This window comes from Microscilla marina ATCC 23134, from assembly GCF_000169175.1.
GTDB lineage: Bacteria > Bacteroidota > Bacteroidia > Cytophagales > Microscillaceae > Microscilla > Microscilla marina.
Map to the genome: position 1 here is coordinate 1 of NZ_AAWS01000010.1, position 21,941 is coordinate 21,941.

At 37.6% G+C, this 21,941-nt stretch carries 14 protein-coding genes; 5 read left to right on the forward strand and 9 right to left on the reverse strand.

Annotation, left to right across the window (positions count from 1 at the left end):
• Window positions 1-795 precede the first annotated feature (795 nt).
• From M23134_RS10650 to M23134_RS10680, 7 genes are all read right to left on the reverse strand, one after another.
• Complete coding sequence (locus tag M23134_RS10650; protein WP_002695829.1) at window positions 796-1,356, reverse strand: TerD family protein; 561 nt, start codon at window positions 1,354-1,356, stop codon at window positions 796-798.
• A gap of 219 nt (window positions 1,357-1,575) precedes the next feature.
• Window positions 1,576-2,211: a TerD family protein gene (locus M23134_RS10655; RefSeq protein ID WP_002695831.1), complete on the reverse strand. Its 636-nt coding sequence runs from the start codon at window positions 2,209-2,211 to the stop codon at window positions 1,576-1,578.
• Window positions 2,212-2,308: 97 nt separating this feature from the next.
• A complete protein-coding gene (locus tag M23134_RS10660) occupies window positions 2,309-2,869 on the reverse strand; it encodes a TerD family protein (RefSeq protein WP_002695834.1) in 561 nt (186 codons plus the stop codon).
• Between the two features lie 126 nt (window positions 2,870-2,995).
• Complete coding sequence (locus M23134_RS10665) at window positions 2,996-4,087, reverse strand: PspA/IM30 family protein (RefSeq protein ID WP_045113367.1); 1,092 nt, start codon at window positions 4,085-4,087, stop codon at window positions 2,996-2,998.
• A 121-nt stretch (window positions 4,088-4,208) separates the two neighbouring features.
• Window positions 4,209-6,842: a SpoIIE family protein phosphatase gene (locus M23134_RS10670; RefSeq protein ID WP_002695837.1), complete on the reverse strand. Its 2,634-nt coding sequence runs from the start codon at window positions 6,840-6,842 to the stop codon at window positions 4,209-4,211.
• Between the two features lie 2 nt (window positions 6,843-6,844).
• A complete protein-coding gene (locus M23134_RS10675) occupies window positions 6,845-8,758 on the reverse strand; it encodes a TonB-dependent receptor (protein ID WP_002695838.1) in 1,914 nt (637 codons plus the stop codon).
• 350 nt (window positions 8,759-9,108) lie between these two features.
• A complete protein-coding gene (locus tag M23134_RS10680) occupies window positions 9,109-11,277 on the reverse strand; it encodes a fibronectin type III domain-containing protein (RefSeq protein WP_082226551.1) in 2,169 nt (722 codons plus the stop codon).
• A gap of 773 nt (window positions 11,278-12,050) precedes the next feature.
• Here M23134_RS10680 and M23134_RS10685 point away from each other — a divergent pair.
• Complete coding sequence (locus M23134_RS10685) at window positions 12,051-12,656, forward strand: hypothetical protein (RefSeq protein ID WP_002695843.1); 606 nt, start codon at window positions 12,051-12,053, stop codon at window positions 12,654-12,656.
• A gap of 61 nt (window positions 12,657-12,717) precedes the next feature.
• Window positions 12,718-14,103, forward strand: coding sequence for a hypothetical protein (locus M23134_RS10690; RefSeq protein WP_002695845.1), 1,386 nt, complete (start codon window positions 12,718-12,720; stop codon window positions 14,101-14,103).
• Between the two features lie 59 nt (window positions 14,104-14,162).
• Here the strand turns inward: M23134_RS10690 and gap are convergent, their stop codons facing one another.
• Together gap and M23134_RS10700 are read right to left on the reverse strand one after the other, a co-directional pair.
• On the reverse strand, window positions 14,163-15,182 hold the full coding sequence (gene gap / locus M23134_RS10695; RefSeq protein WP_002695847.1) for a type I glyceraldehyde-3-phosphate dehydrogenase: 1,020 nt from the start codon (window positions 15,180-15,182) through the stop codon (window positions 14,163-14,165).
• A gap of 358 nt (window positions 15,183-15,540) precedes the next feature.
• A complete protein-coding gene (locus M23134_RS10700) occupies window positions 15,541-16,362 on the reverse strand; it encodes an SDR family oxidoreductase (RefSeq protein ID WP_002695851.1) in 822 nt (273 codons plus the stop codon).
• A gap of 121 nt (window positions 16,363-16,483) precedes the next feature.
• On the opposite strand from M23134_RS10700, the gene M23134_RS10705 reads away from it, so the two are divergent.
• From M23134_RS10705 to smpB, 3 genes are all read left to right on the forward strand, one after another.
• Complete coding sequence (locus M23134_RS10705) at window positions 16,484-17,659, forward strand: aminotransferase class I/II-fold pyridoxal phosphate-dependent enzyme (protein WP_002695855.1); 1,176 nt, start codon at window positions 16,484-16,486, stop codon at window positions 17,657-17,659.
• Between the two features lie 254 nt (window positions 17,660-17,913).
• Complete coding sequence (locus M23134_RS10710; protein ID WP_045113369.1) at window positions 17,914-21,015, forward strand: T9SS type A sorting domain-containing protein; 3,102 nt, start codon at window positions 17,914-17,916, stop codon at window positions 21,013-21,015.
• A 453-nt stretch (window positions 21,016-21,468) separates the two neighbouring features.
• Complete coding sequence (smpB, locus tag M23134_RS10715; protein WP_002695859.1) at window positions 21,469-21,936, forward strand: SsrA-binding protein SmpB; 468 nt, start codon at window positions 21,469-21,471, stop codon at window positions 21,934-21,936.
• Window positions 21,937-21,941 lie beyond the last annotated feature (5 nt).

The window sequence follows — 21,941 nt, forward strand, 5'->3', positions numbered from 1 at the left end:
GCATACATACTTCATTTAGGTACTTTCCTTCTCTTTCAAGGAAGATACTACTTCCTTTTTTTAGCAGAATACCGTTGGCATTATCGGTGTTTTGTAAATTCATGACAGTTGTCAAAATTTGTAATATCTATAAAAACAAGTCAAAAAGGTTGAATTTGATTGTGTGGTTTTATCCTTCTGTCAAAGGATAATTAAAACGTTCGATCAAGCGGTAAAATGTCGTGATGTAATAAAAAAATACAAAAAATGTATGCCCAAACACATTTTTGGACATTGGGTAAGTAGTTTTCTTGTGGTAGGGAGTAATATTGAGTGTTTATAACTGCAACTAATAAAAAAGAAAAAACACAAGCAACAGATGGCGACTGTTTTTTGTAGTAATGTACCAAAAAAACTGTTTTCAAAGGTACAGAAGCTTTATTAGGGGTAAAGTATTGGTTACTTCTTAGATGTTGCCATTCAAATTTTGGGTTATTCAAGGGCAGGCCAATTTGCCCAGACCATCAATATATTGTGGATAAAATTAGCATCCACCAAAAAGTGAGGCGTAGTAAAGACATTGCTTATCTAGCATGTGTGGTCTTCAAAAATCTGGATTTTAGAATTATTTCCAGCATCGGGATAAAAAACGATTTAACTTTGTTTAGCTTGATGAATTACTTGGGCTATTTTTAGTAGCTTCTCAATATATTATAAATCACGAAATTACCATAAAGGTTTAATTAACAGTTAGTTACCCTATTGAGAAGTTGCCGGTTTTTGGTGAATATGTTTGTTTGCCAGCTTCTATAAGATTTATGCATATGCATCAACATATCCTTGCAGGCCGTGGTTGCTTCCTATGCCCGAAGCTACAAAGTTCCAGTCATTATCTGCTTTTGTCAATCGTCCAAACTCAATATCAGTATTGATCCTAAACTCTGCGTCCAGGTCATATCTTAGTATTTCTCGTTTGGTATTTACATCTAAAATTCGGATATAAGCTTCATCAAGCAAGCCAAAGTTATGATGTCGCACCTGTGCTTCGTGAATACTTACGGTGATCAATATATCAGTAATATTAGAGTTAATTAAAGGCAAATTGGCAAGAATCATTTCATCGTCATCATCGCCTACCCCAGTGCGATTGTCTCCAGTATGTTGCAATGAGTCATCTGGAGATTTTAAGTTGTTATAAAATACAAAATATTCGTCAGCAAGTAACTTACCATTACCAGTTAACATAAACGCAGAAGCGTCTAAATCCAGGGTGTTGCCCGCTTTTACCTCCCAACCCAACCCAATCATTATTTTATCAAGCCCAGGTTCTTTTTTTGATAAGTTAAACCTGTTTCCTTTTTGCAGTGATATAGCCATTTGTAAAGTCTTTTGATGTAAAAGTGTGAAGTTATTTTTAAAACTATAACAGCATGGTCTTGAATAAAAATGCTGCCTCTAAAGTAACAGGGAGAAAGGGGATGACAACACCCCTTGTGTCATCCCTGATTAATGTTGTTTTGACCACACCTGAAGTTTTAACTGTAAGCTTTTTATGTAAATGCAAAAGTAAAACATCAGTAAGTTGTGCTGAGGTGTTTAAAGGTAGTTTTCTTTAATATAAGGGATTGTATCTTGTATTTTTTTAGTAGGTATAGCATCACCAATGGCCTCAAACTTCCAGTTGTTTCGGGTGCGGATCAATTTGCCCAAAATCATAGACACATTGCCTGCAAAAGAAGCGTCAGCTGATAGGTTAAAAGTAGCAAAAACATCATCTACCTTGTGGCGGCTACCCTCAAAAATACGAATCTTAGAATAAGGTATATTTGCAAAGTCTTGCCCATTGTATGAGTTGAGGTAAAACACAATTTGCTCAACTTCGGGGGTTACCTTGCCAAGGTTAATTTCAATAATTTCATTGTCTATGCCATCGTCACCACCTGCATCCCCACGAACATCGTCACCGCTGTGGTTAATGGCTCCATCTTTAGATTGAAGCTTGCTATAGTATACTGTATCCAACTCATTTTTATCTTTGTCAAACATAGATACACTTCCGTCAAGGTCTACACTATGAGCAGTCTTTACCAAGCCAAACAAGGCTTTTTTTTGAATAGCCCCCCAGTTAAGCCCAATGCATACTTCTTCTAATAACTTTCCTTGCTTTTCCAGTGATATAGAAGAGCCTTTTTTTAGGTTAATACCCGTTTTTTTGTTGAGTGAGATTCCCATTGATCGTTTGTCTTAATTAAGTTAGAGTTATTGTCTGGTGTTTGAAAATCAAGTGTTTAGGCTGATACACCCAGACACTTGATCTTGATAGATTCACTTATGCATAAGCATCTACATACCCCTGCAGACCTTGGTTAGAGCCTATGCCTGAGGCTATAAAACTCCATTCACCGCTTGCGCGATGAAGTTTACCAAACTCTACATCAGTATTGTTTGTAAACTCAGCATCAAGGTCGTAACGCAAAATTTCCCTTTGAGTACTTACATCCACTATTCGAATGTATGCCTCATCTAACAGGCCAAAGTTATGACGGCGTGCATCGGCTTCGTGAATACTGACCGTAATTAATATCTCGGTTACATCAGCGTTAATGAGAGGCATATTGGCAAGAATCATCTCATCATCATCATCGCCTTTACCTGAACGGTTATCGCCAGTGTGTTGCAATGACCCATCTGGTGACTTGAGGTTATTGTAAAACACAAAATATTCTTCAGATATAAGCTTACCATTACTTCCCAGCATAAACACTGACGCATCAAGGTCTACCGAGTTGCCTGGTTTTACTTCCCAGCCCAAACCAATCATTATTTTTTCTAGTCCGGGTTCTTTTTTAGAGAGGTTAAATGTTCCTCCTTTTTTTAGCGATATAGCCATGTAGGTAAAAAACTTATTAGGTTAATTAGAAAAATAATATAAGTGCATACCCATGCGTCTACCAAATGAGCGTTTTTAGCGCCTTGGGGTAGAAGTATGAGTGCTTATACCAAAATAGGTAAAAGTTTAATCTTTGAAAAAGTCGTCTATTTTTTTTTGGTTGGCAGACTTTGAATCATCTTCTTTTGCTTGCTTCTTTTCTGTTGTCTGACCTGAGTCATCGTCTCCAAAAAAGTTGTCAAACAGCCCTTTTTTGTTGTCAGCCTTGTTCGAGTCTGTGGGTACAGTATGAGAATGTTGGGAAAAACCTTCGAGAATTTGTTGGCTTTTACTAGTATTATCTTGCCCCTTGGTAGGGGGAGTTTCTACATTAGTACCATCAAAAAATGAACTAATATCTACTGTTTTACTGTCTGATGGAGGTGTTTGCTGCATCAAAGCCTGTAGAAGCGCTTGTTTTTTTGCTTGATAGCTTTTTTGTTGGTTTTGTCCCAACTGTTGTTCTTTGCCAGAGTTTTGTTCAAAAATCTGATTAATTTTTTTGAAGCGATGAGCATCACGTTGCTCTTGTAGTTTTTGTTCTTCAGCAGCAACACTGTTTTTAAGGTTACTTAAACTGGTTTGATTGTCTAATTGCTCAAACGCTTCATCGTCTAAACTTTGCAAATCATTTACAAGTTTAGCTTCTAATTCTATTTCATTAATTTCGTCTTCAAAAGCTTCTAAGTCTGTATTTTGATTAAGCTCTGTCAAATAAACCCCCAACTCTTTTTGAGTTTGGGCATTTTCAAGTTTAGCTTTCAGTACTACTTCTTTAGAGCGGAGCTCTTCTATTTTCATACGCATCTTCGCTATCTGAGACTCAAACTGGTATACTGTATTAGACACATTGGTGTACAACACTTCATATTGACCAGCTTGTTTGTCAGCCAGGTTTTTTTTGCGAATCAGTTCTTGCGCAAGTGTTTCTTCTTGGTTTTTGGTAGCAGTGATTGCTTCCTTGTAAAGTTGAGATGATTTATTTTGGTATTCCTGGTATTTTTGTCTGATATTTTCTTGATTTTCAGACGTTTGATGAAGAGAAGTCTGGGTTTTTGTAATGGCATCCTCTAACTCTTGAATTGTAATTTCAATCAGTTGAGTAGGGGAGGTTGTCTGACTTGTATCGTCAGTATTTTTTATAAACTTAGAAAGGGTTTTGTTAAACTTAGACCACATATAGTTTTCAAAAAAAGTAAGTATACCTATCACTACGTAAAGAACTCGCGAAAAGGTTTGCCTAGATTTAGGTTTTTAATCCAACAACAATGCGGGTATAAGCATAAAAAAAAGGGGTAAACTAAAACTTTACCCCTATTAATAAAATATCATCTCGTTGTTCTGCGCTCCCCATGTGTTGGTCTAGAGCTTGCTCTATTATTTCCTGTTGTTTTTCCATAGGGTGCTGCTGACAGTCATGCAGTAGTGCTTCAAACCGTTTGTAACCAAACTTCTTTCGGGCTTCATTATTTTGGTCTACAAAACCATCACTACATAAATATATACTATCTCCTGGCTCTACTGTTATTACTTCTTGTTCAAAACCAGGGTTTTGATACCCAATAGAGTAACGGTTACCTTTGATACGTTGCATTTCATCGGTGGCTTTTTTATAGTGATAAAGTGGACGTTTGGCTCCACAAAACACTACTTCTAAAGGTGCCTTGCCTTGTTCCCAACTTGCCAGTATCATATCCATTCCGTTTCGATAACCCTTTTCTTTTTGACGTAAAACAGTTTCTACTTCCTTATTCAAGGCTGTGAGTATTTGATCTGGTTCATGAATTTTTTGTAACTGTAGTATTTGATTTAATAAGTTATTGCCTATCATAGACATAAAAGCTCCTGGTACACCGTGTCCAGTACAATCTACCGCAGCCACAAATGTTCGGTTTTCTACTTTTTCAAGCCAGTAAAAGTCACCAGATACAATGTCTTTTGGGCGGTAAATAATAAAATGAGTACCTAGCAGGTTCCCCGTTTTTTCGGGGTTAGGAGCTATAGCATCTTGAATGGTCAAAGCTGCTTGTATACTTTGTTGAATATGCAGGTTTTGATTACTAAGCAAAGTGTTTTTTTGTTCAATGGCATCTCGCTGCGCCATAATTTCTTCTTGCTGTTGGTATAACTCCTCATTTTGCGAGATAATTTCACCATTTTGGTCTTCTATTTTAGTTTTTTGTTTTTGTAGCTTCCGCTTGTTTTTTCTGGTTACTATTAAACCCCAGGATACCAAACCAAGTATGGCTGCAATGAGTATGATAATACCAATGGCATATTTTTGCCTTGCTTTTTGTAATTCAAGCTCCTTCTTTTGGCTTTGCTTTTGACGTTCCAACTCGGCTACCTGTCTTCGGTTTCTTTCTTCCCTGAGCTTTTTTGCCGCTTTTTCGCGTTCTAGTGCAAGCGCTGCGTTTGATTTCTCTGCTGCCAGCTTAGCTTCACGAAGCTTTCCTTCACTTATTTGTAAAGCTTGTTCTTGGCGTACTTTGTCTAGCTGAGCCCTTTGATAATTAGCTGCATCCAGTTCTCTTTCTTTTGTAATCAACGCGAGTTGATTTTGTTGTAATTGTACAAGGTTATCTTTTAGCGCCAAATCTCGTTTTTGTTGCTCTTGTTTGTCCTGAAGCTCTGCATATTGGCGTTCCTGCGCCAATACATTTTTTATTCGTTTTTCCTGCTGATCCATCAAAGCCAAGTTGTAAGAAGCATCTTTTTTTCTTTTGGCAGCATCATCTTTTAACTGTCGTTTAAGCGCCAAATAACGAATATTGAACTCCTGAGCTTTTTTGTTGTTTCTTTCTTCTTTGTGTATGAGCGACAATAATTTATAGCTTGTCAACAGTATATTCCAGGCTTTTTTGGGGCGCGCTATAGCAATGGCTTGCTCTACCTCATTTAATGCCTGAAAATTGTTACCACTGAGGTAATAGTTAGAGCCCGCATAATTGTGAATCTCTGCTTGCTTTAGCGGGTCATTTTGGGCTAATTGAGCGGCTTGCTGAAAATTCTTCTTTGCCCTGTTAAAAGACTCCAGGTTGGTATAGGCAACCCCGGTATTAATTAGGAGCGTAATTCGTTGGTCATCAGGGATTGGATTAGACTTTTGTCGGGTAATTTCTGATGATAAACCAAAGTAGTTAATGGCGGTTTGTGCATCATCTTTACGTTGATACAAAAAACCAAGGTCATTATATATATTAGATATTTTGCTTATATCTTTCTTTTTTTTGTAATAGTTAAGCAATGTTAAATAATGCTTGATGGCTTTATTATATTGCTTACTAACAGAGGTGATCAAGGCTAGTTTTTCTATGGTATTAATGACAGCCTCCTGCTTTTTTTGTTTGCGATATAAGCCTACCAGTTTTTCATAAAATACCTGAGTGCTGGTGTATTGCTCTAGTACTGAGTGGCAAAATGCTATATTTTCCAGGTTTTGATCTAACCCCGTCAGGTAATTGTTTTTTTTGCGTAAATCATACGCTTGAGTTAAATACTGTAGTGCTTTCTTAAAAAGGTTAAGCTTTTGATAAAACTGTCCTAAATTATCATATATATTGATGAGTTGTATTTCTGCATTAAAACTTTGGGCAAAGCTTTCTGCCCGCAAAAAATAAGTAAGCGCCTCCGAGGTTTTGTTGGTAGTAGTATACAGTTGTCCAAACAAGGTCAGACATTTGATCTTTCCTTTTACAAATAGCTGTTTTTCAGATATTTGTAAAGCCGTTTTGCCTAAGCTAATTGCTTGGGTATATTTTTTTTGTTTGATAGCAGTTTCAAACTCGGTATTAAGCTTTAATACCTTTAAAGAATCCTTTGTTTTATCTTGAGCATTCGTTTGACCTTGTACCTGGTGTATTGTAAGTAATAAAAAGCACCAAAGCCAAAGCGCTCGTATGATTACTTGTTGATGCTTGTTGTCATAATTCATAATTAGATACTGATTTTTAATCCTATCAAATACATTCCGGCAATACTATCAGCATAAGCGTGTTCTATGGTTGATGTATTCAGAACGTTTCTAGCATTAAAGAAAATACTATTTTCGTTCCAAACTTTGTAATCTACCTTAATATTTAAAAGTGTTTTGGCTGGTATAGTCAATGTTTGGTATTGAGTAGTAATATCATGCTTTCCATAAAAGTATACATTGGCATTGGCTGTCAATCGGTTAAGCAAGCCATTATAGTTTAACTGAAAACCACCAAATATCTGTGGTGCACCATTTATCTCATTGTTCATAAGTTGTTCCAGGTTTCTGCCTGAGCGTTGCATTGTAACAAAACCGCCTACTTGAAACTTGTTAAGCCAAACACTCACTTGGGCTGATGCTCCAGCCTGAGTGATAGAAAATATATTAGGTACAGGCTCTTCACTAGACACTGCTACAGTATCAAAAGTAGTATAGTTGTATTCACCTTGAGTATAAAATACCTCAGCAGACGCACGAATTTTTGATAATATTCGTGCGTTCCAACCAAACTCTGCTACTCTGTTTTTATTAGGGGTAGCCCCTGACAGTAACGAATGATGTGCATTTTGTCGTTCTTTACGTACCAGAGGGAGCCCTTCATTGTAGGTAAAGCTTCCACGTAAGAAGTGAGTACCTAACTTATAAGATGAACTGAGTTGATAAGATAAATAAGGTGTTTTTTGTTGTTCATATATATCCCCTCTTACCGATGCGACAATACGTAAGTTACGTACAGGATTTAAATCTGTCTTAAAAAATGCATAATAATTTGTCAATGTTCTTATGGAATCGGGGGTTTCTATCGAGGAGCTTTTACCTCGGAGAAGACCAGCTTCAGGTTGAATCAATACACCCTTGTACCTTAGACGATAGTTAAGCGATGCAAGAAATTGATTGATTTGATAGTGATTACCATCATAGCCTATAGCATAATCACGTTTTCCTTGTTGAAAAGAGCCATTGAAATGAAAATTATGTACGTAAGCATTGAGGTTTATGCCATACATATTTGATCTTCTCTGAGCAAGAGCCAATGTGTCATCAGAGTGAATTGTTTGTGCCTGAGAACTTTGGTAAGACAACTGAGTGGTTACAAAAACTTTTTCTGAGGGATTGTAAAATACATAAGCATTGGTTCCTATACGTTCTTGAGCAAGTTTGGTGTTTAGGTTTGTTTCTATTACATCATGTTTGTAAAACAATAGCGAGTCACTTTGTATATACCTATCTTCGTTGAGTAAATAATAAGAGTCTTGAGATCGCTTGACTGAGTGATAATTAGTTGATAAACGAAATCGAAGCTTATCTGATGCACCAAAGCTTAAAGATAGGTTATTAAATGAAGAAACATCTCTGTTGCCTTCTTGTATACTTTGGAGTGATACACCTGCTTGGGTATTTATATCAACTTTCAAGTCATTGTCTTGTACGGTTTGTGTGAAAATGTGTATGACTCCTGTAACCGCAGTAGTACCAAAAAATACAGTAGAAGGTGTACGTATTACTTCAATTCTATCTACTTCGTTCACACTTACAGGTAAAGCTTCCCATATCACTCCTCCAAACAAATAATCAAATTGAGGCACATGGTTAATCATTACCATCAATTGACCGTTTTTCATATCTTGTAATAATCCACCAGAAGGGGTTTGATTACCTCGCATGTATACTTCATAGTTGCCGTTGGTTTTTTGATTTACCCACAAGCCAGGGGCAAGTCTAAGTGCTTCAGCAATGTTTGTTGCACCTGTTTGTTGAATCATCTTACGGCTTATAACAGTAGCCGATACAGGTGAAGTCATAAATGCCTCCAGAGTTTTAGTAGCCGAATAAATCTGTTCCTTTTTTAAACCTTTTACTTTTAAGTTCAGCATGTCCTCAGCTACGGTTAATTGCAAGCCATTAGTGGAGTCAGGAGTTTGTGCGAATGCAATATTGCATGAACATAAGAAACATATATATATAATAAACCTTTTCATTCTCTTTTTTTTGTGAGCCAGATGTGCTTTGTATTGGTTCTATTGATGATTGATTAAAAACGGTGACCTTCTATAATACTTTTGATATACTTGTTTATTAGGTATCTTCGCCCTTATTTTATTGATAGATAACTGGCGTTGATATAAAACAACTGTAATCAACAAAGGTGGCGTCAGTAGCTTCTTTTGACTTGTTGTGTTATTTTTTATGTACTTCATCATTGTTCGTTTTTCGATTGAGTTTTTTAAAAACTACAGCCTGTCATAGTGTATATAGCCGAATAAAATGCCTCTTTTGAAGTAGCTAAGCCTTTACTGTTATAGTTGAATATAAACACTTCAGTAGTTGTGCCACTTATTACTTCCTTTTTTATATTATTTATTGGTAAGAAGCCTCTGTACTCGTTTTCATCACGATGAACACTACCTGTTGTCCAGTTATCGCGGTTGGTTGATACAAAAAAACAAAGGTCAGGGTGAATAGTAGCATAAGGACTAAGCTTATCATCGTACTGGTATTGTCTGATAGAAGTGCCATTTTGGTCTTTTACCTCTACTACATTTCCTTTAGCATCATAAGTATAGTCAAACCTTGATGTTAAGTTCACTTGAGTCTCATCAGAGTATATGCTCCAAGATGTACGTTGGTTTTGAGCATTATAAGAGAATGTCCACATTTCCTTAAACGTACTTGCACCATCATATTGTTTTATTGAAATCAAACTTCCACCACTATATGTATAGATATGTGTGTGAATGACCGAACTATTATATGTATACACCACCTTTTGAATACTGCCATCACCATTATAAGTAACGGTGTTTTTTGCATTTGGTAGCTTAGGGTAGTTAATGCTGATTAGTTGACTTTGAGCATTATAAGTAAATGTTTGTTCTTCTGTAATAGGAGTACCATTTGAAAAAAACTGAATCCTTGAAACTTTACAAGTGTTACTGATACAAGCGTCTACCTGAATAGTATTAGAGTAATCTGATACTTTTGTAAGGCGTTTAGACCTCAAGCGATAAAAATAAGTTGCTTTAAAGTCCAGTCCTTGAACCTTATACGATGTCCCTGCTACTTCCTTGCCATTATATCCGGTTACTATATTTACAAAGCCAGCATCGGTTGCTATATCCAATAAATACAAGTTAATTCCATCTTGAGATTGCCAGTTGGCGGTAAACTCAAATATTTTTTGACCAGAAGCAGCAGTAGCTACAGGTGCTGGCAACAAATCAGTAGTAACCTTTATGGCATTAGAGTTCTCTGAAGTGGCATTTAGGCCTTGAGCCCTTACCCGGTAGTAATAACTGGTGCTGGCATCTACAGATTGTACTACTAATTCGGTACCAATGATGGCTACACTGTTGTATGCAGGTAATATTTGCGAAAAAGCAGGGTCAAGTGCCACGTCTAACAAGTAAGAGGCGGCGTTATTTACAGGGTTCCAGTGTGCTTTAAAGCTGCCACTTTCTATCAAGGTAGCTTCAGTAGCTAGAGGAGCGTCTAAGTTGAGCGTGTTAGCTATTGTGATATTTGAGTGATTAGAGGTTGACTCTTCATTTACTGCCCTTACTCTGTAGTAATAAGCGGTATTGGCGTCTAAGTTGGCAACAACCAAACTATTGGTTGTAACCTCGGTATTATTATATCCACTGAGTATTTGTTGAAACAATGCATCTTTTGCTATATCTATTCTATAAGAAACAGCTTCAGGCATTGCTTTCCAGTGAGCTATAAAGCTTGTTAATTGTATGTTGGTCGCTGCCACTGTCACAGGTTGGGGCAAAGTACTCGTAAGTACTGATTGCACATTAGAATAAGCAGAGTAAGATTCAGATTGTTTTATTCTGATACGATAAAAATAAGTGGTGTTTACAGTTATATTACTTACCAGAAATGTAGTATCATTGCTTACTTCTCTGTCTTTGAAACCTGGCAAAAAGTTGGCAAATTGACTGTTAGTAGAAATATCAAGTAAGTAGGTGCCAACAACAGGCATTTTTTTCCAGTGAACCCTAAATCCAGTAGCAGTCACTTCACTAGCTTCATATACAATGGGAGTATTAAGCTCAGCAGTGGTAACTTTGATAATATTGGAGCTTTGGGAGGTTTGGTTAGAGATCTGAGCTCTCACCCTATAATAGTAAGTAGTATTGGCTTCCAGGTTAGTTATAATTAAAGCGTTAGACTCTACTTTTTTACCTTTATAATCACTAAGTATTTCGCCAAAGTTTTCATCAAGAGCTATATCTATTTCATACCCAGTGGCTCCTGTTACACTTTTCCAGCGGGCAGTGAACCCTACTGCGTTAACTTGATCGGCTTCTTCTGCTACTGGAAGGGGCAGAATGAATTCTTTTTCAAACAACGCACAACTACATAATATATAAGTGAGACAAAAGGTCATAGTTAACCCTTTGATGTTGAATAGCATCATGTTCCTAATTTTAAGCTTTGTTGGTTAATATTTATGAAATCTAAAACTGAGTAGGGTTAGTTAGTCTAGCTGCTGGTATGAGAAATTACCTAACCTGATGTGTGCCATTTTTTCAGTAACAAAGGTATAAACACTTCAAAATGACTCCTAATCAAAGAGGGGTGATTTGTGTTTTGTGTAAGTTTCCATTAAAAAAAATAACTTGAAAATTTATATACTTGACTTTGTATAATACAACAAAGCCTTTTGATGCCAATGAAGGAAGGTGTTGTATAATCTTAGCGGATACTTAGCTTGTTTGCCATAAACAAAAAGGTAATATTTTAAGCATTAATCGTAAAATAAGGATATTTTTTGATAATGCTTTTAGAGGTGGAAATGTGTTTGTTTGTTTCGGTTTTCAGGTATTTTTAGAGCTTAAAGTTTGCATGTTATTGTTTTAATTATTTAATATTTTGATTTATATAATTATGCGTATGTTAAATTTTTTTTATGCTAAGATTATTATTTGACTTTTTTTAGCAATTTGATTGCCTATGGGTTATTATAAAATATAAGTGGTGACTCTTTTAATTTCATTAGATATTCAAGTATAATAATTGATTTTAGTGGATACTTTCTTTTAATTTGCTAATTTTACATAAGCAAATGCTAATATTGTAAGCTGAAAGTTGGTTGATTTAAAAAGCTACTTTTCCTTAATATTATTTTAACATACTACATTAATAATAGCTGAAATATAAATGACTACAGAAACCATTGAAGCCCTGATAAAAGAAATAAGTAAAAGAAGGCTGGATAAAATTTATACTTTGAGGTTAACTCGATACCTTCAGCTGGTATCGGAGAGCAATCATGTGGCAATAGGTGAGAAACTATTTCAGCTTATTAGGTTTATTACCCATATACATCCAGTGTTTGAGCTTGATTTAAAGGAAGAAGACTATGAACAACTTCAGCTATATGAACTACTAAAGTATTTGCCTGAATTGAGCCAATGGTCAAGGTACGACAAACGGTTATTTGAAGTGCTTAGCCAACCAGCTATCATTGAGTGTACCCTGCAGGCGTATGGTGAGGTACTGGCAAAAGAAATACGATATAACCCTTCTGATAATGTATTCCGGAGGTTGAATAAAGCCTTGGATAAACATCACGCAGCTTACGAAATATTGCAGATAACTGTCAGACATTTGGCAAGAGCAATGCAAACCAAAAAAGGGCATTTAACCTCGGTAGGAAAGTATATACTTAAGCAAGATTTTACAAATACTTATCAGGTATTTAAACAATACAAAAAAAGTGACCTTTATATCAAGCTATTAGTCACAAATAGAGTCAAACTTTGACCAAAACCTGAGTGTACTCATTGGTGATGCTTGTAAACAAGGCAATGCTGCCATCGTGTCAATGGCAGAGTTGTTATTGAGCATAGATGTTCAAAAGTATGACCACCTTGTGCAAGCCTTAGTTGTCCAAATAGATGCTTTACCTGAGCTTTGCCAATTGGTGTTTCAAATGTGTAGCATGGCTCCTAATGATTATAAAGAACTAGGTTTTACAATTATTACAGAGGTGTATGACTTGTTGAATGATGAGCCTTGTGCAGAAGCAGGAGAATCATCTCTACAATTGATGATGACTGAGTGGTTATTAGAGGGGTATGGCAGAAGGGCATTCCCTGTAGTTGTTAAGTACAAAACCAGTGATTTGGTCAAACGTTTTCGGTATATGGAGTTAGTTGCCAAATACCTTAAGCAAACTGGGCTGGAGTTACTCATGAAGGGACTATTGATCAATCCAAAGTCGAATCAACTTGCTGAACATCAGACTTATACTAAGCAAATGCTTACTTTGTTGCAGGGGCTTTATTTGGCAAAATATCAGCATAAATTATGGAGTTTTTTCGAGACTGAAGATGACCCTGAGACTATATCGTTGGTGGCAGGAATATTAGCAAAAGCTGAAAATAATTCGCTTGAATATGTGCGCCAAAAACTAAAAGCGTCTAAGGTAAATACCAGGTTTTTGGCCATTCAAACTTTGGCGTACATTAACAATCTTGAGGCGATTCAATTACTGAAGTGTCACTTAAAAAAAGAACGTAGTAAACGTTTGAAAGAATGGGGCAATCATTTTCTAAAAAGTAATGAAGACGAGGGGCTTAATGCTACTCAAGGTGTAGAAAACCTGCCTTGTTATTGGTTTGATACCTTTGCTCAAAAAACAATGAACCTATGTATTAAAACAGCAGTGGCAAATCAGGAAAATATTACGGATATAATTACCAGAATTAACCTGTGTTATGATGAAAAAGAGTACAGAATTACTGGAATAGAACTGTTTTTTTGGCAAGAAAAAAGCCTGTATTTAAAATTGCCAAAAGTAAAATCCAACATTCCACTCAATATTGATTTTGTAGATGTACAGGATGCTACATTGCCTTTGTTTTGCGAAAAGCATAGATTGGGAGTACCCAAAGAGTTCCAGTGGGGAGACAGTAATTATCTAATAGAGCAGTTGTATTATTTGAGTTTGATTGATATTGCATTGTTACTGCCCAAAAAACTACATTTAAAAGGGCTTAAATGTAGTAAAGATACAGCAGTGTATCTGGTAACACAAGAGGTAGAAGACTTGGTGGAACAATCATGGGCAACCCGTTATGAGAGATCAATAGCCAAACAATTGGCAAGAGTTATTGAAAACGAACAAGTGCTGGCTGCTTTTACCAAAATTTGTTATAAATCGGTGTCCAAACAGCAGTGGATGCAGGGCTTACTAAGTTTTGACTAGAGTGAAAAAAGCTCCAAAACCAATTGGTTTTGGAGCTTTTTTCAATTGGGTTTTATAAGTTAAGCATTTACAGCAGTTTCTGCCATTTTGCCTAAACGTTCGATCAAGTCAGCTACACGGTTAGAATAACCAGCCTCGTTGTCATACCAACCTACTACTTTCACTAGGTTGTCGCTTACAGAAGTAAGTTGAGCATCAAAAATACAAGAGTGAGGGTTACCTACAATATCAATAGAAACGATAGGATCTTCAGTGTACTCTAAAATGCCTTTCATTGGACCTTCAGCAGCAGCTTTCAACGCAGCATTTACTTCTTCTTTAGTCACTGATTTTTTTGCCTTAAACGTAAAGTCAGTCAAAGAACCATCATTCAATGGAACACGCATGGCAATACCATCTAGTTTGCCAGCAAGGTGGGGCAATACCAACCCCACAGCTTTGGCAGCGCCAGTAGTGGTAGGAATGATAGAGGTAGCAGCAGCACGAGCACGGCGTAAATCTTTGTGAGGTGCATCCTGAATACGTTGGTCGGCAGTATAAGCGTGAACTGTAGTAATAAAACCTGTTTCAATACCAAAAGCATCATCCAACGCTTTTGCCATAGGAGCAAGGCAGTTGGTGGTACAAGAAGCATTAGAAACAATAGGCTCTTCATTCGACAAAGTTTCGTCGTTTACCCCTAACACTACGGTAGGTACACCACCTTTGGCAGGTGCAGAGATCACTACTTTTTTGGCACCAGCCGTGATGTGTCCTTGAGCAGCAGTTTTCTCAACAAAACGACCTGTAGATTCAAGCACTACATCAACTTTGTGTTTTCCCCAAGGCAATTTTGCTGGCTCCTTCTCTGCAAAAACCAACAATTTTTGACCATTTACAGTCAGGCTGTTGTCATCGGCAGAAACTTCCCCAGGAAATCTTCCGTGGATAGAATCATATTTTAGTAGGTGAGCAAGAGTTTTTGTGTCTGTTAAGTCGTTGATAGCAACTACTTCTACGTTGTCTTTTTGCAATAATGCACGAAAAGCAATTCGTCCGATTCGACCAAAACCATTGATCGCAACTTTGATTTTTGCCATGGGCTATATTATTTTAAAGATAAATCAAATGTCTAATGTGAATGCAATATTAGCGATTAACTAAGAAATTGACAAAAAAGCAGGTAAAACCTGTGTGGTTTATCACTGGTTTGAGCAACTTAGTTAAATCCATATAAGTTCCTCAATATTTGAATTAATCTGAGATAGGATTATTTTTATATAAAAATAAGCTAAATGTATTTATGGTATTTGCCAAAGTTTTTTGATATATTTTGTGTGTTTAGTGGAGTGTTATTAGGCTTTTCAAGAAAAATGGTGCTTTTTAAAAAGATGGAAAAAGATTTAGTATGGTTTTTATAAGTTTGTACTGCTGTTGTGATCGCCAAAAAACCTGATACTACTTAAGTGGAGAGTCTTTTTCCTTGGCCATTGTATTGTATACCATCTGATCCATCCACCCAGGGAATAGTTTGTTGAGCAGCACTGTAAGTTTACCTTGACGGGTAAGTACCAAGCTTCTTTTACGCTTTACCACCGCGTTAAGTATACGCTTGGATACTTCTTCGGAGCTCATCATTTTTCCTTCATCACGGGGAGTTTCACCTTGTGAACTACCATCTTTTACCAAGGCAGCATTACGAATATTAGAAGATGTAAAACCAGGGGCAGCTACCAATACATTGACATTCTTTTTGAGCAATTCAGTGCGTAAAGACTCAAGAAAACCCTGCATAGCAAACTTAGAGGCAGAATAACCTGTACGTCCTGGCAAGCCTCGGAAGCCAGCTATAGAAGATACTCCCACTATAGAACCTTGGGTTTGGGTGAGGTACGGAAGGGCGAATTTGGTGATGTATACTGTACCAAAAAAATTGATTTGCATAACTCTCTCTATGACTGATAAGTCCAATTCAGCAAACATTGCCCGCATAGATATTCCGGCATTATTGATCAGCACATCTATTTTACCATATTTATCGATGGTTTCTTTCACCACCATTTTGCAGTCGCTTTCAACGCTGGAGTCTGCCACAATTGGTAAATTGTCTATTTGCTCTATATTGAGCATATCTGATACTTTCACTAACTTTTCATTATTTCGCCCCGTGATCACCACTTTTGCTCCTGCTTTGCCAAATGTTTCGGCGCAAGCCTTGCCAATACCCGAAGACCCTCCTGTGATAATTACTACTTTATCTTGCAATGTTTTTTGATTCATATTTGATAATTACTAAATGCTTTGGAGTGAAAGTCGTAAACTTTATAGTCAAAACCTACAGGTGCCATCCACTGATTTTTTATAACTTGGGCAAAAATAAAATAACTACTTAGAACAACCAATGGATATTTCTTATATAATTAACGAATTAGGTGAAGACCGATCGCAGTATGCAGGGGCAGTTGCTCCGCCCATTATGCAAACAGCAATGTTTTCGTTTGATACAGTAGAAAAAATGCGTGAAACATTGCAGCAAGAGTCTGAAATGCCTTTTTATACCCGTGGGCACAACCCTACCACCCACATACTTGAGCAAAAAATGGCGGCTTTAGAAAACGCTGAGGATGCATTGGTGTTTGCCAGTGGTAGTGCTGCGGTTGCTGCGGCGGTGATAGCCAATGTAAACCAAGGTGACCATGTGGTATGCGTACAAAAACCTTATAGCTGGACTAATAAATTGTTGAATAGCTTCCTTAACCGGTTTGGAGTTACCAACACCATGGTAGACGGAACAGATCCACAAAACTTTGAAAGTGCTATCCAGCCCAATACGCGTGTGTTGTTTTTGGAAAGCCCCAATTCGTGGACATTTGAGCAACAAGACTTGGCGGCAGTGGCACAAATTGCCAAAAAACATGACATTGTTACCATTATCGATAATAGTTATGCTACCCCCTTGTTTCAAAAGCCTATAGATTATGGAATTGACATAGTGGTACATTCAGCTACCAAATACATCAGTGGGCATAGCGATACTGTGGCGGGAGTCTTGTGTGCCAGTAAAGCAATGACCAATAAAATTTTTGCCTCCGAGTATATGACGTTAGGGGGAGTTGTTGCTCCGTTTAATGCCTGGCTTTTGCTCAGAGGGTTACGTACCTTACCCACGCGAATGGACAGAGTAAGTGCTACCACTGCCATAGTAGTAAACTACCTGCAGGAGCATTCAATGGTAAGCAAAATATACTACCCCTATCTGGAGAGTGACCCTCAGTATACACTTGCCAAAAAGCAAATGACTAAAGGGGCAGGGCAATTTACTATAGAGCTTGCCATTGATGACATAGCTTTAATAGAAAAGTTTTGCAATCATTTACAACGTTTTTTGATGGCGTGTTCTTGGGGAGGACATGAATCTTTGATATTTCCGGCTTGTGTACTACATACTTCTGCCAATTATAACAGGGCTGTTCCACCAGTAAATATGATTCGTTTTTGTATAGGGTTAGAAACACCCGAAGCATTGATTGCCGATATTGAGCAGGCTTTTGGGGCAATTATTCCCGAAATACGTTAATTCTGAAATTAATGTTTTTGCCGTACAACTACCCAGCTGTTATGACGTTAGAATTTTAGGTTTTACTCAAAACATATTGATTTAACCAGACTTGTGATCAAATAGTGAAAAATTACAGCAAAAAATACCAAAATTAATCCGCAGGTTACATCAGGTATATTACTTCTGATTGAGTACAAATATTTTTTTGTTTACCTTTAGGTAAGAAAAGGTATTATGACTAATAACCCTGCGCTTAAATTTCAAAATTTATAATGACAGTATATCGAATAAAACTCCTTACCACATTTAGTTTAATAATAGGGTTGTGGGTGTTGACCACAGCAAAAACTGCGTACTCAAAAAGTGACACTACAGCTGTTAAATCTGTAAAACATAAACCCTTCACTATTCCTGATTTACAGGTAGAAATTAGCCCTGGTGTGTGGCGAACTCTTCCTAATGGAACCACCACCATCGTTACTTTATGTAGTTCTGGCGGTTCAGGAGGGCGTAAATTACGTACCACTACCACAGGTACCACCTATGAGTGGAAAGGACTCAGTGGTACTACCTTGGGTACTAACACTGAGTTTACTGCGGTAAATGGTTTTCAGATACATACGATCACAGTAGATGGTGTAGAGTCAACAGCTAAAGCACAAATAAAAACAGTCAGTAGTAGTCCTTCATCTGTAAGTATTATTGCTTCTTCTACTTCTATATGTAGTGGAGGTAATACTACACTTACTGCTACAGCCACGGGTGAAGTAGATGCTTATCGGTGGTATAAGGATGGAGCACTTGTTGAAACTAATTTTAATAATAGCTACAATGTGTCGACAGCAGGTGTGTATACCGTAGAGGCAGTCAATGATTGTAATGCGACACTCTCCACCAATTCAGTCACTATTACTATAGTAGGAACACCACCATCCAATGCAAGTGTGGTGCCAGCCAATACCGACAGTCTTGTGTGTAATGGTTCAGGTACATTGTTGACAGCAACTGCTTCTGGAGATAATTTAAACTATGCCTGGTCACGCAATGGTGTTCCTGAAGGAACAAACAGCGCCACCCACCTGGCTACAGGAGCTGGTGCTTATAAAGTGGTAGTGAGCAATGGCTGTGGAAATGATGACGCAACTATTGAGATGAAAGATGCAGACAAACCTGGGGGTATCTTTATAGATCAAACCAGTGCAAGTACATTTTGTGGGGCTCTATTTCCCCGACTCTCGGCTGGTGCCAACTTGTCGCCCGGTAGTACAGTTTCAAAATATGAATGGTACAGAGAGGGAATATTGGTAAAAACTTCTGCCAATTCCTCAGACAATGCGTATACCCCATCGCTTAGCGGAAATTATACAGTGAAGGTGTACAACTTTTGTGGTGGAACCACTTCTTCTGTTGTAACCATTACCTCGATTAACCCACCTACTTATGCCAATATCAAATCCTCAAGTCCACCCTCCTTAGGTTGTGGGGTTACTTCGTTGGTGCTGAGTGTAGATACTGACGGAGACAACCTTAAGTATGTATGGAAAAAAGACAATGTTGTAGCGGGTACTAATGCCACGCTTAATGTGACTGCTACCGGAGATTATCAGGTAGAAATTACAAGTATCAACCCATTGGATAACTCTGTATGTGGCACCCAAACCTCTGCTGTGGTCAATATACCATTTGTAGCTACTCCTCCTACTACCATTGCTATGACAAGTACTCAAACCATTACTTGTGATGGCAAGATTGAACTAACTGCTACCTCTGACGGAGATGGTTTGTCATACAATTGGTTTAAAGATGGGGTAGCAGTAGCTACCACCCTTATTAACACCTACAACGCTACTTTGAGCGGAGTGTATACCGTACAAGCCCAAAATGCTTGTGGCGCAGGTCCCTTATCCAATGCTATATCTTTAGATATTAAATCAGTACCCAATACCATTAGCATTAATGCCTCCAATACCTTAGTCTGTGGCACTGGTACAGTTACCCTTACTGGCAATGTATCGGGCAGTGGTTTAACGTTGGAATGGTTTTTAAATAACCAGAAAAAGGGAGAGGGCGCTTCGCTGGATGTAACCGAAACAGGTGAATACTTATTACGGGTAACCAGCGCCGAATGTGGAGTGAAAGAAGCCAAAAAACTGATTAGGTTTGTGACTGTACCTTCCAATGTAAGCATTATTCCGGGGAGTGCTACAAATGTGTGTGATACCACCAAACCAGTGACTTTGTTTGCTCAATTTGACGGCACAGAAGGTACCTATGAATGGTTTAAAGATGGGATTTTGGTGGGTAATACTGCTACATACAATGCTAAAGAGGCCGGAAGTTATGCGCTGCGAATAAATAATGAGTGTGGCAATGCCATTTCAACAAATGACATTAAGATAACATTTGGTGGGGCGCTCAAAACTCCAGGATTGCTAATTCAAAACAATGGAGGGTCTAATATTCTTTGCAATGCGGTTAGCATTCAACTGAAGGCAACTCAAAGCGAAGGTACAGTACAATATCGTTGGTTTAAAGATAATAAATTGGTAAATAACGCCAATGGTGAGGTCTTAGAGGTAAGCGATCCTGGGGAATATAGGGTAGAAATATCTAAACAGGGCTGTTCGGCGTTGTCTTTGTCGCAGGTAATCCAATCTAATGAACAAGCCCCTCCCATTCTTGGGTACCTTACTCCCCTTGAATTTTGTCAGGGTGATAGTGTAGTTTTATCAACCGAGATTTTAGATGCTAACGCTAAATACGAATGGCTATACAATGGAAATGTAGTTTCTTCAGGCAGTTCTTACACCGCCAAAGAAGCAGGCATTTATACCATTAGAGTAACTAATTCGTGTGGGTTTAGCAATACCCGACAAGCAGAGATAGAAGTAAAATTACCCCCTGAACCCCAGTTAATACTTGCTAATAACAGGTTGTCGGTGCTCACCGCCGATATTAGAAAATACCAGTGGTACTTCAATGATACACCTATTATTGGAGCCAATGATGAAACTTTTATACCCATTGATTCAGGGAGTTATTTTGTAAATGTGACTACCAGTATAGGTTGCGAAGGAACATCTAATGTAATTAACTTTCAGGGATTGGACATAAACGCCAACCCTTTGATAAATATTGCCCCCAACCCTACGAATACTGGAAGGGTAACCGTGACTATATTGAGTGGGTTAGATGCTCATCTCAAGTTGTATAATAACAGAGGTAAAGTAGTATACAGCAATAGTTTTCCTAAAAATACTACCTTTGTAAATCAAAAGCTTGTAGAAATTGGAGAATTGCCAAGGGGCATATATTTGCTCAAAGCTAGTTTTGGCAATGGACAAAGTGTCTCTACCAAAATATTGGTATACTAAGGATAACCGTCCCATAAACGGGATTTAGCTATGCAGAGCTCCCTATGGTCGGTTCGGGCATAACCCTCAGTAATAACTGTTTGCTTTGGCTACGACGGCAAAAGCCGATAGCTACAGTCAAAGGTGAGTGGTCTATAGGGTGTACCTAGAACCTTGTCGGGACTTCTAGCTAAAAAAATCATAACCTGCTGAAAATAAGTATACTATGAATTTGTTAGCTACCTATGAACCGAATCTACAGTAGCTTGCTGTGATGAGCTCAACGCAGTTAAATAGGGAGTAGCACCGATATGCATCGGTATCTAAGGACTTGCGACTTGTCGCTTAAAGCTTGCTCCCTGTCGGGGCTTCTAACTTTGAGTATCTTTGCCAAAAAACGGTACAAGTTTCTAAGGAATGGCGAAAAGTTACTTTTTGTTCATTCCTAAGTAATAATCAAAAAGACAAACAACTATGGGAAAAGATAAAAAGAAAAAAGAAATCTCTAAAAATGTACATATCAAGAATCGAAAAGCATCGTTTGACTATCAGTTTTTAGATAAGTATATTGCGGGTGTTGTACTCACGGGTACTGAGATAAAATCTATCAGACAAAGTCAGGTAGTGTTGGGTGATGCTTTCTGTTTTTTTAAAGATGAAGAGTTATGGTTAAAGCAAATGCACATAGCACCTTATGAAAACGGTACCCATTATAACCACGAACCTACCCGTGAGCGTAAGCTATTGTTGAATAAAAAGGAACTAAAAAAAATATCGAAAAAGCTTGCTGAAAAAGGCCTTTCAGTAGTTCCTACACGCTTGTTTATCAATGACCGAGGACTGGCAAAAATAGAAGTGGCAGTAGCAAGAGGTAAAAAATTGTATGATAAGCGAGAAAGTATGAAAGAACGTGATTCAAAACGTGAATTAAAGGACTATTAGCAACA